The organism is Colwellia psychrerythraea (genome assembly GCF_000764185.1).
In the GTDB taxonomy this organism is placed as follows: domain Bacteria; phylum Pseudomonadota; class Gammaproteobacteria; order Enterobacterales; family Alteromonadaceae; genus Colwellia; species Colwellia psychrerythraea_B.
Genome location: NZ_JQEC01000002.1, coordinates 471,699 through 484,609 on the forward strand (window position 1 = coordinate 471,699; position 12,911 = coordinate 484,609).

Here is a 12,911-nt window from a genome sequence, read left to right on the forward strand (position 1 = left end):
GGAACTTAATAAAAGGATTAGTATGTAATTATTTGTTAGAATATTCGTATACCATTCCGTATAAAGAAGTAATCACTTAGAACGGTATGAGCGACATTAGAACAAATAGAAGTTTTGAAGATATAGTCATTCTACATCAATAAACTTTTGTTTCGTTATCATGGTGCTATTACGTTCCCGAAGGGCGAGTTTACTTCTTTATGCCGATTGGTATTAGACCAAGGGGTGCGCTGTCATTTAGTTTTTTAAAGTGATTAGTCGCTGAGATATATACTCTTTGAACCTGGGCAAAAAGTTATCGTTACTAATTTTTTGGCAAGGGATGGTTATAGATAAAATTAATACCAAGTGCATTAACGCTAAGTTGAGCAATAAATTGGTATAACATTCTTCAAATTCATCCTCATTGCACTCCCCCTACTTTTATTTTTGTTGATGAGATTTTTAATGACCTTCCCTAAATCAGCTATTTGTTTAGCTATCACTGCCAGTATCTTTAACGTTACCGCCTTCGCTGAAGAGCAAGCGAGTAATGACACGAACAACAATGACAATGTTGAAACCATCACAGTTACCAGTGATTTTCGCCAGCAAAGTCTGCAAAAGGCTCCCGTCTCAATGTCGGTTTTAACCGAAGTTGAAATTAAACAGCGTAACGCTAGGCACCTTGAAGAGTTAATTGCGATTAGCCCTAATGTTAACTTTGCCAGTGGCTCACAACGAGCACGTTATTATCAAATCCGTGGTATTGGTGAGCGCAGTCAATTTAAAGAGCCGATTAACCCATCAGTAGGTATGATTATTGATGAAGTTGATTTTACTGGGATCGGTAGTGTTGCTTCATTATTTGATGTTAAACAAGCGGAGGTATTTCGTGGCCCACAAGGTACCCGTTTTGGCGCTAATGCTATCGCCGGTATGATTAATATTACCACCAATGAGCCAAGCGAAGACTTTGAAGGTGCCATACAACTGGGTGTTGGCAATTATAATACTTATGATTTAGGTGTAGCCTTATCGGGTCCTGCTAGCGATTCAGTAAATTACCGCTTAGCTGTTAATCAAAGTAACAGTGATGGTTATATGGAAAATGTGCATTTGCAGCGCGATGACACTAACAACCGTGATGAATTAACTATCCGTGGCAAGTTAACTATTGAAGCGAGTAACGACCTTACCATTGATATTGCTGGTTTCTATTTTGATTTTGATAATGGTTATGATGCCTACTCATTAGATAACACCCGAGAAACCTATTCTGATGAGCCTGGTTTTGACCAACAAGAAACTGCCGCTTTCTCGGCAAAGTTTACCTTCCAAGGTTTTGAAAGTGCCACAGTATTAGCCATTATTAGTAGCTCCGATTCTGATTTAGCTTATGGCTATGATGAAGATTGGGCCTATGGTGAATATGAATGGATTAGTAATAAACCTGTTTATACTCCCGATCCATGTATTACCCCAACCGGTTGTTTAGCTAATTTTGATGGTTACTCATCCACCGATCATTATTACCGCGATAAAGCCGTACTAACCTCAGAATTACGTGCAATATCTAAGCAAGGCCAAGAAATTTTTAATGGCAGCACCGCTTGGGTTGCGGGTGCTTACTTCAAGCAAGGCGACGAAGATCTTTTGCGCCAATATACTTATGCCGATGGTGATTTCACCTCGACGAATGAACGTACTAGTGTCGCGGTTTATGGGCAATTAGATACTCAATTGAGCGAGCGCTGGTCATTAATTTCTGGTTTGCGTATTGAAAATTACAGTGCCGACTATAACAATTCTGATCAATTTGATGACAGTATTGACGATACTATGGTTGGTGGTAAGTTAGTACTTAGTTACCAAAAAAATCAAGATAGCTTGTGGTACGCCTCAATCAACCGAGGCTATAAAGCCGGTGGGCATAATACCGACGGTACTTTACCTGAGAATTTACGTACTTTTGATCCTGAGTATTTACTGAACTATGAATTAGGTTATAAAGTTTCTTTACTCGATAATAGTGTTTATGTACGCAGCTCTGTGTTTTATATGGATCGCGAAGATGTACAGGTGAGCAGCTCTAAAACCATAGAACGTGAAGATGGTAGTTCTGAATTCATTAGCTATTTAGGTAATGCGGCTACTGGCACTAACTACGGTATTGAAGTTGAAGCGGCTTTTGACTTAAATGACTTTGTTAACGTTTACGGTTCATTTGGATTACTTGAAACTGAATTTGATGATTTTATTAATGCTGAAGGTGAATCTTTAGATGGTCGTGAACAAGCTCATGCGCCAAATTATCAATTTAATGTCGGGATCAACATCCTACCTACTGAAAACTGGTTAATTAACTTATCTGTTGACGGTAAAGATAGTTTCTATTTCTCCGATAGCCATGATGAACAATCTGAATCAGTAGCATTACTCAATGCTTCCATTGCTTACGTACAAGATAATTGGCAAGTGAAGCTTTGGGGCCGAAACCTTACCGATGAAAAATATGCTAACCGTGGGTTTTATTTTGGTAATGATCCTCGCGATAGTTATACTGCCAAGCAATATACCCAACTATCTGAGCCATTAGTTTTTGGTGCTAGCTTAGATTATCAATTTTAATTAGCATGACTTGTATTAGGGGGATATCCATCCCTCTCATACACTTATAAAGGTTACCTATGAAAATTTCTATCGAACTTAGCTTATATCCATTAGCAGAAGAGCAGTACAAAACTGAAATTTGGGCATTTATCAAAAGGCTTAGAACTGTTGAAGGTTTACAAGTGATAACTAACGGCATGAGTACCCAAGTATTTGGTGATTACGATCTAGCAGTCAGCCATGTTATGGCTGAGATAAAACACGTGCATCAAACCACAGGGGCGGCGGTTTTTGTTTGTAAATTTATTAATGGTGATCGTTCACAAGTAGAAGCGGAAAGTTAATGTTTGATATATATACCCGTGTTATAGCCGCCTTCCAGCACCTGCCTTGGCTTGAGCTGACCGCTATGTTACTTTCCCTTGCCTATGTCATTTTAGCTGCAAGAGGCTCTTTATGGTGCTGGCCAGCTGCTTTTATTAGTACCGCGTTATATACTTACATTTTTTATGATGTCTTGCTGTTAATGGACAGCGCCTTAAACGCTTATTACTTATTTATGGCTGTGTATGGATACTGGCAATGGTCTAAAAATATCAACAATAGCGCCAATAAAAAGGTTGAGCTAGCAATCGTAAGCTGGGGGCTAAGTTGGCATGTAAAAGCTTGCCTAGTTTTAGCGGTAATTGCGACGATTTTAGGTTATTTGATGGCTACTTATACCCCCGCAGATTTTGCCTACCTCGATAGCTTTACTACAGTTTATGCTGTATTCGCTACTTATTTGATTACTCAAAAGGTATTAGAAAACTGGCTCTACTGGATTGTTATAGACTTAATTTCTATCTATTTATATATAGAAAAAGGCTTAATACCAACGACAGTGTTGTTCATAATCTTTGTTATAGTTGCCGGTTACGGTTATATCAAGTGGCTAAAATCCTATAAGCAGTCGGCAATTGATTTACAGCCAGTAGAAAGTAATTAAGGCCATCCTCATCATATGCTTATTCCTATTGATGTCATTAACTCACTTAAATCTCTACCCTGTTTTACCGAGGTACGAGCCATTAGTTTATTAGCTAATGGCTTGAGCCAGACAGCACTCAAGGTTACCACCGCTACACAGGTGTTTTTTGCCAAAAAGCTTAATGAAGAAACAGCGAGTACAGAAATATCTTGTGCACTGCTTTATGCGGGTTTAAATATCAAAGATGTTTCAGAGCAACGTATTGAGCAACAGTTAAGCCCGCAGGTCATTTATCATGATCAACACTGGTTAGTGACTGACTTTATTAGCGGACTCACGCTTACCGATACAAAGCTCAACAATGATAGAAAAATTTCAATTGCACTTAACATGATGGCAGAGTTACACCAATTTCCACTGGAACTTGCAAAGTATCCTATTCCGTTACTAATTCCTACTTGTTCGGTTAAGCGCTTATTGACGAAACCAGCTCCCTTTCTGATTTCACACAGTTGTACCTTAGACAAAGTGACCAAGTCACTGTCAGCCAGTATTAACAGTCTAATTTTGGATTCAACGAGCTCTAACGTAATTTGTCACGGTGACTTGAACTTAACAAATATATTGCTAGATGATGGCCAAAGGCCTTGGTTAATAGATTTTGAATGTGCTCATGTAGCGCCAGAGGAATTCGACTTAGCTATGTTTATCGCTGTCAACAATATTGCTGACCAATATATCACTAAAATTGTGGCTGAATATATGAGTTTAGTTCCCGGTTACCGACCAAATAGGAACTTATTAAACTACTATATTCTTTATAGCCTTTATATAAATGGCTTATGGTACTTTGATAATATAGATCCGCTTGAGCCTGACAACCCAATGTATGCCTTAGGTATTGAGCAGTGGTCCGCATTCGACATTTTTACTAATGAACACGCCATTGCTGTTCCAAAATTAATGTCGATAATCAATGGCGGTGTGGATGAAAGAAGATAAAATTATTAGCTAATATCGAATTTACTGAACGTATAGTTTCTTTTTATCTCTTCCTAATTTTCATACGCAAACTAAATAACTTACCAGACACAAAAAAGCCGCTTTACTAAAAGAGTAAAGCGGCTTTTCTAATTCTGATTCTATGTTCACTTCTTAACTCTATTTACTTCTCTTCTCTTCTCTTATTAAAGGTAAGGTAAGAAAAGTTAAAGTCAGAAATCACTAAACCTAAAGGTATAACTAGTTACTAAAGTAGCTAATTATTATGCTTTCTTGCTAGTCGCTTGGATAACGCGTAATTGCGCTTCCGCACGAGCTAATTCAACAGAAACAGCTGCATAGTCAACATCAACACCATTGGCGTTCATGTTTGCTTCTGCACGTTGTTTCGCTTCAAGAGCCGCTTGCTCATCCAAGTCCGCAGCACGTGTAGCAACATCTGCTAATACGATAACGTTATTTGGTTGAACTTCTAACATACCACCAGAAAGATAGATTACTTCTTCAGTACCATCTTCTTTGGTGATTAATGCCATACCAGGTTTTAGTGAGGTCAATAAAGGTGCATGACCAGGCATAATACCTAGCTCACCTTCACTACCTGTGATCTGTAATGATTTAATGCTACCAGAAAATAAGCTTTCTTCTGCACTAACAACATTTAGATTTACAGTAAATAATGCCATTTGAGTCGACCTCTATTACTGTAAGCACTTACACAAAGCATAAATGCTTACTAGTTGATTACATCTTAGCAGCTTTCTCGATAGCTTCTTCGATACCACCAACCATGTAGAACGCTTGCTCAGGCATATCATCGTATTCACCAGCTAAAATGCCTTTAAAGCCAGCAATGGTGTCTTTTAATGATACATATTTACCTGGCGAACCAGTAAATACTTCAGCAACGAAGAACGGCTGAGATAAGTAACGCTGTATTTTACGTGCACGGAATACAGTTTGCTTATCTTCTTCAGATAACTCATCCATACCTAAGATGGCGATGATATCTTTAAGTTCTTTGTAACGTTGTAATACTGTTTGTACACCACGAGCAGTTTCATAATGTTCAGTACCAACTACTAATGGATCTAGTTGACGTGAAGATGAATCTAATGGGTCAATCGCAGGGTAAATGCCTTGCGAAGCAATATCACGACTTAGTACAACTGTTGCGTCTAAATGAGCAAAAGTAGTTGCAGGGCTTGGATCTGTCAAATCATCTGCTGGTACGTATACCGCTTGGATTGAAGTGATTGAACCTTTGTTCGTTGAAGTAATACGCTCTTGTAATATACCCATTTCTTCAGCAAGTGTTGGTTGGTAACCAACCGCTGATGGCATACGACCAAGTAATGCTGATACTTCAGTACCTGCAAGAGTATAGCGGTAAATGTTATCTACGAAGAATAATACGTCACGACCTTCATCACGGAATTTTTCAGCCATAGTTAAACCAGTAAAGGCAACACGTAAACGGTTTCCTGGAGGCTCGTTCATTTGACCGTAAACTAATGATACTTTATCAAGTACGTTAGAATCGTTCATTTCGTGATAGAAATCGTTACCTTCACGTGTACGCTCACCAACACCAGCGAATACTGAGTACCCACTATGTTCAATAGCGATGTTACGGATAAGTTCCATCATGTTTACTGTTTTACCAACACCAGCACCACCGAAAAGACCAACTTTACCACCCTTAGCGAATGGACAAACTAAATCGATTACTTTGATACCAGTTTCTAACAATTCGTTAGACATTGATTGTTCAGCATAAGCAGGTGCTTCACGGTGAATTGACCAACGGTCTTTTTCGCCGATAGGGCCAGCTTCATCAATTGGCTCACCAAGTACGTTCATGATGCGACCTAAAGTCTCAACACCAACAGGTACTTGGATACCTTGACCTGTATTTTCTACATTCAGTCCACGACGCAAACCGTCTGAAGAACCCATTGCGATAGTACGTACAACGCCGCCACCAAGCTGCTGTTGAACTTCAAGTACTAAACCTTCAAGGTCACCTTCAGTTACTTTTACTGCGTCATATACCTGAGGTACGGCATCTTGTGGAAATTCAACATCCACAACTGCGCCAATTATTTGGACGACTTTACCTGTACTCATGTTTATTCCTCTTAATTTAAGTTAGCTAAGCTTCGCTTTAGCTAACTTTTCGTTAAATTACGAAAATTGTTATCAGATTACTTCGTTACCGAACTATTCTGTTTACCCTACCGCAGCTGCACCAGCAACAATCTCACCCAATTCTTGAGTGATTGCCGCTTGACGCGCTTTGTTGTATACCAATTGAAGATCGTCGATTAAATCGCCCGCATTATCTGTTGCGGCCTTCATTGAAACCATACGAGATGCTTGTTCACAAGCAATATTTTCAACAACACCTTGGTATACTTGGGATTCAATATAACGAACTAATAATTGATCTAACAATGAGTTAGCATCAGGTTCGTAGATATAATCCCAACGATGACTAATTGCTTTGTCATCTGATTTAGGTAGAGGTAACAATTGATCAATTGTCGGCTCTTGCGTCATAGTGTTAACAAATTTGTTAAACACAACGTATAACCTATCAATTTCACCGTTATCATAAGCTTTAAGCATTACTGCAACACTACCAACTAAGTCAGTTAGTGAAGGAGCATCGCCTAAACCCGATATCTGTGCAGATACTTTAGCGCCCATATTGTTGAAGAATGATGCGGCTTTAGAGCCTATTACAGCAAATTCAACTTCAGCGCCTGATGCTTGCTTTTCAGCAGCATCAGCAAGTACTTTCTTAAATAAATTAATATTTAAGCCACCACACAAACCACGATCACTTGAGACAACAATGTAGCCAACACGCTTAGCTTCACGTTCTTCCATATAAGGATGACGATATTCTAAGTTACCAAGCGCGATATGACCGATCACATTTCGTATATTTGTCGCATATGGACGAGAGGCTGCCATGCCATCTTGCGCTTTGCGCATTTTACTAGCGGCAACCATTTCCATAGCGCTTGTGATCTTTTGAGTGCCTTTAACACTCGCAATCTTGGTTTTTATTTCTTTACCAACGGCCATGACTCTTCTCCGAAAACGTTACTTAATTAAAGACTCGATTACCAAGATTGAGTTGACTTGAATAACTCAAGTGCTTTGTTCAAACCTGCTTCAATATCTTTACTGTAATCACCCTTTTCGTTGATAGTAGCCATCAACTCAGCATGCTCATTGTTTACATAAGTATGTAAAGCCGCTTCACAATCAACAATTTTGTTGATAGCAACGTCAGTTAAATAGCCTTTTTCTGCGGCAAATAATGACACTGCTGTTTCAGCGATTGACAATGGGCTGTATTGCTTTTGCTTCATCAATTCAGTAACGCGTTGACCATGTTCTAATTGAGCACGAGTTGCGTCATCTAAATCAGATGCAAATTGAGCAAATGCTGCTAATTCAGCATATTGAGCTAGAGCTAAACGAATACCGCCACCAAGTTTTTTGATGATCTTCGTTTGCGCAGCACCACCAACACGAGATACTGAAATACCAGCGTTAACTGCAGGACGGATGCCTGAGTTAAATAGGTTAGATTCTAAGAAAATCTGACCATCGGTAATTGAGATTACGTTTGTTGGTACGAAAGCAGATACATCACCCGCTTGCGTTTCAATAATTGGTAATGCAGTTAATGAACCTGTTTTACCTTTTACTTCACCGTTAGTGAATTTTTCAACGTATGCTTCGTTTACACGAGCAGCACGTTCTAATAATCTACTATGAAGGTAGAATACATCACCTGGGTAGGCTTCACGGCCTGGCGGACGACGTAAAAGTAAAGAAATTTGACGGTAAGCAACTGCTTGCTTAGACAAATCATCATATACGATTAGTGCATCTTCACCGCGGTCACGGAAGTATTCACCCATAGAACAACCAGCATATGGTGCTAGGTATTGTAGCGCTGCAGCTTCAGAAGCTGAGGCAACAACAACAATAGTGTTTGCTAAAGCGCCATGCTCTTCTAAGTTACGAACAAGGTTCGCTACTGTTGAAGCTTTCTGACCGATAGCAACGTATACACACTTAATACCAGTGTCTTTTTGGTTGATGATAGCGTCAATTGCAATCGCTGATTTACCGATTTGACGGTCACCAATGATTAATTCACGTTGGCCACGACCAATTGGAATCATAGAATCGATAGACTTGATACCAGTTTGCACTGGTTGGTCTACTGATTTACGTTCGATTACACCTGGAGCAACAACTTCTACTGGAGAGAAGCCATCATTTTCAACTGGGCCTTTGCCATCAATTGGTTCACCAAGAGTGTTTACAACGCGGCCTAATAAACCACGTCCTACTGGTACTTCTAAAATACGACCAGTACCTTTAACTTTTTGGCCTTCCGCTAAATCAGCGTAAGGACCCATTACTACCGCACCTACCGAATCACGGTCAAGGTTTAACGCGATAGCAAAACGGCTACCAGGAAGTTCGATCATTTCACCTTGCATTACATCGGCAAGGCCATTAATACGAATAATACCATCTGTTACAGAAACGATAGTACCTTCGTTACGAGCTTCGCTGACAACGTTAAACTGTTCAATTCTATTCTTGATCAGTTCAGCGATTTCAGTGGAATTCAGTTGCATGCTCTGTTCCCTTATCTAAGATTGTAGTGTTGTTGCTAAGCGGTTCAATTTACCTTTGATAGAACCATCTATTACCATGTCACCAGCTTTAATTACTAAACCGGAAACGATACTCGCATCAACAAAACAATTAAGCTTTACTTTACGTGCCAAGCGCTTTTCAAGCGCGGCGCTTAATGTTGTTTTTTGCTCTGCAGTTACTTCTACCGCAGAGGTTACATCCACAGAGATTTCTTGATCAAAGTCAGCTTTTAATGCTATAAATTGCTCAAGAACTTGTGGTAGCACCAACAAACGTTCGTTTTGTGCCATAACTTTCAAAAAGTTTTGGCATTCGCTATTTATTTGTTCACCACAAACATTTAAAAACAATATTTGTGCTTGCTCTACTGAAGCACCGCCAGAGATATAACCAGAAACGGTTGTATCTTTAGCAACTTCAGCTGCAAATGTTAACTGGACTAACCAATCATCCATTGCTTTAGCTTCAACAGCAAAATCGAACGCTGCTTTAGCGTAAGGACGAGCGACAGTTGTCAATTCAGACATAGCTCTTTCCTCTTAAAGTTCAGCGACGAGTTTATCTAAGATGTCGCTGTGTGCAGCGCCATCAATTGAACGCTCAAGAATTTTCTCGGCACCGGCAATAGCAAGAATTGCAACTTCTTTGCGTAATTCTTCTCTCGCTCGGTTACGTTCGGTTTCAATTTCCGCATGACCAGTTGCTAAGATTCTTTCTTTCTCAGCTTGTGCTTTGCCAGCTGTTTCTTCAACAATTTTTGCTTCAAGTTTTTTAGCAGCATCAACAATAGATGCAGCTTGAACTTTAGCTTCTTTAAGTTGAGCTGTAGCTTTTTCTTGAGCAAGCTCAAGATCTTTAGCAGCACGGTCTGACGCAGCAAGACCATCAGCAATAGTTGCTTGACGTTCTTCGATGGCACCAATAATTGGTGGCCATACATACTTCATACAGAATATTACAAATACGACAAACGCAATTAATTGGCCAACTAGGGTCAGATTAATATCCATTGTGCGTACCTCCTATCAATTATTCGTTTAAAAAAAAAGTGGTAAAATTAACCAATTTTAACGAATAAGATGTATAAACCAATAGCAACACCGATCATAGCGATAGCATCGATTAGACCTGCTACGATGAACATTTTAACTTGTAGTTGTGGTGCTAGTTCAGGTTGACGAGCAGCAGATTCTAAGAATTTACCACCTAACAGACCAAAACCAATAGCAGTACCAAGAGCACCTAAACCAATTAGTAAAGCCGCTGCAATATACATTAAGCCAAAGTTTTCCATTTTTATCTCCGATTGTTTAAAGTTAAAGTTTTAAAAATTTCTTTTTTGATGAAGAAAGCTACCTACTCACTTGAGCCTAATAACCTTCTTCGACAAATTTAGTCTTGCGGGTATCCTACCCATCACCCTACGGGTCGACCTCCGTCGTTCAAATTATTTCCAGAAGAATTAGTGGTCTTCGTGCGCTAAACTAAGGTATACAATAGTTAGCATCATGAAAATAAACGCTTGTAATGGGATTACCAACAAATGGAACGCTGCCCATAAAAAGTGTACTGGCAATTGGAATAAACCAATTGTTGCGATAAGTAAGAAAATCAACTCACCTGCATATAAGTTACCGAATAAACGTAGTGCTAGTGATAAAGGTCGAGCTAGCATAGTTACCGTTTCAAGGATAAAGTTCACTGGGTATAAAGACCAATGGCCAAAAGGTTGAGTAGTCAGTTCTTTCATGAAACCACCTACACCTTTCACTTTAATTGAGTAATAGATAATTAAGATGAAAACACCTAAAGCAAGACCAAAAGTAATATTCGGATCTGCTGTTGGAACAGGTTTCATATAGATATCACCTAAAGGCATGCCTGTAGTCCAATGGATCAAGTGTGGTAAAAGGTCAACTGGAACCCAATCCATAGAGTTCATAAGAAGAACCCAGACGAATATAGTAAGTGCTAAGGGTGCAATTAATTCATTTTTGCCATGAAAGGTGCTTTTAACACTATCATCAACAAAACCCACTATCATTTCAATTGCACATTGCAACTTACCTGGCACGCCAGGGGTTGCTTTTTTAGCAACGGAACGAAAGATCGTTAAAAAGACCAAACCTAAGAATACAGACCATCCCAATGAATCTAAATGAACGGCCATAAAACCGTCACCTACTTTCAAGTTAGCGAGATGGTGAGTAATATATTCTTGGCTGGTTAACTCAGCGCCTGATGACATATTAATTTCCCAATAATTAAAGTTTAAAAAATAAAAAAATCTGAATTACCGCTGCTGCTTGATAATAAACGGCGTTATTATCGGCAAAGCCATAACTAAACAAAACATACTAAAAAAGGCCAGTGGACTTATTACTACATACTTAATTGTTAAACCAAGCAATAGTGCCATTAACGCCATTTTCAGTTTTACGCCACTAAAGAAAGACTCAACGACTTGCTTTGACGCTCTTGCACCAGCAAACTTAAATGCTTTATATGCGAATAATATATTGGGTAGTATCCCAATAGCTCCACCTAATGCGGCGGATTTTGCGGATTCAAATCCCCAAATAAAATATGTTATCAGTGAAACAACGAGAGTAATTACGGTTATCAAAGCGATTTGAGTATAGGCAAATTTCCGCCCTGGCTTTGTAAGTTCATTTCTCATAGTTTTATAGTTTTCTTATACGAGATAATTCGTATGAGTCACTGATTTTTTAAAGTAAAAACTTTAAGTCTAAAAAGTTTGCGCAAGTATACTTAACTTGTCCGTTTTTGCAAGATATAAGGGCATTACACGCACTATATTTGTGCGAATAATTTATATTCACTAATGAAATACTATTTAAAATTGACTTAAATCTTAGTTATATTTATAAGCGCCTTAACAGCGTAATTAGCAATTTTATTTGATTAAGACACTATGACCATCGAATATTTTTATGGCTTCATAATTGGACGATAGGGTACAATTATGGGACCCCAGCAATATCGTCTTCATATATCACTTTTTAAAGTTAAATAAGATTATTTAAACACTCTATTATCTGCACTTCTACAAACTCACAGTCTCTAGCTACTTTTAATACAAGACCATTACTTGCTTCGATAACATTATATTTACAGCAACTATTATCTATATGCACATATTAGTTAATTGCTACTAGAGTAGTGTTGAGTAATTTAAATCACCAAATAAAAATATTTCTAATATATTCCTTTGAGGTTTTGAACTTTATTAGAAATTATCTATCTTGAATATCGTCAGCCACATGTGCTTAACCGATATTAGTCGAATTTTTACCCGTTCAAAATTCTTCTAACGCCAACAAAGACAAAAAACATCGGATGAGCTACGGATCGCAGTTAAAGTTAGCAATGTTCTACGCTCACATGGGCATGTTTAATAACAGTTACACTACCATAGCCTGAACTGAATTTTATCAAATCCCAGAAAGCAAAAAACCCGTAGCGCAAGCTACGGGTTTCTCAGTGCCTAAGCACAAATTAGAAGTCTAGCAATGTCCTACTCTCACATGGGAACTCCCACACTACCATCGGCGCAACTGCGTTTCACTTCTGAGTTCGGAAAGGGATCAGGTGGGACCACAGCGCTATTGTCGCTAAACAAAAAAGG

The 12,911-nt window shown here is 38.8% G+C and carries 13 protein-coding genes and 1 rRNA gene; 4 read left to right on the forward strand and 10 right to left on the reverse strand.

The window, feature by feature from the left end; all coding sequences use genetic code 11:
- The first annotated feature begins 447 nt into the window (after positions 1-447).
- From GAB14E_RS20385 to GAB14E_RS20370, 4 genes are read left to right on the forward strand one after another with little or no spacing between them, the layout of a single operon-like run.
- Entirely contained in the window at positions 448-2,610 is a 2,163-nt protein-coding gene (locus GAB14E_RS20385) for a TonB-dependent receptor (RefSeq protein WP_033080504.1), read from the forward strand.
- A 59-nt stretch (positions 2,611-2,669) separates the two neighbouring features.
- Entirely contained in the window at positions 2,670-2,936 is a 267-nt protein-coding gene (locus GAB14E_RS20380; RefSeq protein ID WP_033080505.1) for a hypothetical protein, read from the forward strand.
- Positions 2,936-3,580, forward strand: a complete 645-nt coding sequence (gene pnuC, locus GAB14E_RS20375) for a nicotinamide riboside transporter PnuC (protein ID WP_033080506.1) — start codon at positions 2,936-2,938, stop codon at positions 3,578-3,580. Before GAB14E_RS20380 ends, pnuC begins: the two co-directional genes overlap by 1 nt.
- Positions 3,581-3,595: 15 nt before the next feature.
- A complete protein-coding gene (locus GAB14E_RS20370) occupies positions 3,596-4,564 on the forward strand; it encodes a phosphotransferase (RefSeq protein ID WP_033080507.1) in 969 nt (322 codons plus the stop codon).
- Positions 4,565-4,827: 263 nt separating this feature from the next.
- Here the strand turns inward: GAB14E_RS20370 and GAB14E_RS20365 are convergent, their stop codons facing one another.
- The 10 genes from GAB14E_RS20365 to rrf form a co-directional block, all read right to left on the reverse strand.
- Positions 4,828-5,250 carry a F0F1 ATP synthase subunit epsilon gene (locus GAB14E_RS20365; protein ID WP_033080508.1) on the reverse strand — a complete coding sequence of 141 codons (423 nt, stop codon included), beginning with the start codon at positions 5,248-5,250 and terminating at the stop codon, positions 4,828-4,830.
- A gap of 58 nt (positions 5,251-5,308) precedes the next feature.
- Entirely contained in the window at positions 5,309-6,694 is a 1,386-nt protein-coding gene (atpD, locus tag GAB14E_RS20360) for a F0F1 ATP synthase subunit beta (RefSeq protein WP_033080509.1), read from the reverse strand.
- Between the two features lie 102 nt (positions 6,695-6,796).
- Positions 6,797-7,660 (reverse strand): F0F1 ATP synthase subunit gamma, encoded by an 864-nt coding sequence (gene atpG, locus GAB14E_RS20355; RefSeq protein WP_033080510.1) that lies wholly within the window; start codon positions 7,658-7,660, stop codon positions 6,797-6,799.
- A gap of 38 nt (positions 7,661-7,698) precedes the next feature.
- Positions 7,699-9,240, reverse strand: a complete 1,542-nt coding sequence (gene atpA / locus GAB14E_RS20350; RefSeq protein ID WP_033080511.1) for a F0F1 ATP synthase subunit alpha — start codon at positions 9,238-9,240, stop codon at positions 7,699-7,701.
- A 15-nt stretch (positions 9,241-9,255) separates the two neighbouring features.
- The gene (gene atpH, locus GAB14E_RS20345; RefSeq protein WP_033080512.1) at positions 9,256-9,789 is read right to left on the reverse strand and encodes a F0F1 ATP synthase subunit delta; all 534 of its coding nucleotides are present in this window, start codon (positions 9,787-9,789) and stop codon (positions 9,256-9,258) included.
- Between the two features lie 12 nt (positions 9,790-9,801).
- The gene (atpF, locus tag GAB14E_RS20340; RefSeq protein ID WP_033080513.1) at positions 9,802-10,272 is read right to left on the reverse strand and encodes a F0F1 ATP synthase subunit B; all 471 of its coding nucleotides are present in this window, start codon (positions 10,270-10,272) and stop codon (positions 9,802-9,804) included.
- Positions 10,273-10,319: 47 nt separating this feature from the next.
- A complete protein-coding gene (gene atpE, locus GAB14E_RS20335) occupies positions 10,320-10,556 on the reverse strand; it encodes a F0F1 ATP synthase subunit C (protein ID WP_011040932.1) in 237 nt (78 codons plus the stop codon).
- A gap of 168 nt (positions 10,557-10,724) precedes the next feature.
- A complete protein-coding gene (gene atpB, locus GAB14E_RS20330; RefSeq protein WP_033080514.1) occupies positions 10,725-11,510 on the reverse strand; it encodes a F0F1 ATP synthase subunit A in 786 nt (261 codons plus the stop codon).
- 45 nt (positions 11,511-11,555) lie between these two features.
- A complete protein-coding gene (locus tag GAB14E_RS20325) occupies positions 11,556-11,942 on the reverse strand; it encodes an ATP synthase subunit I (protein WP_033080515.1) in 387 nt (128 codons plus the stop codon).
- An 845-nt stretch (positions 11,943-12,787) separates the two neighbouring features.
- Positions 12,788-12,902, reverse strand: a 5S ribosomal RNA gene (gene rrf, locus GAB14E_RS20320).
- Positions 12,903-12,911: the final 9 nt, after the last annotated feature.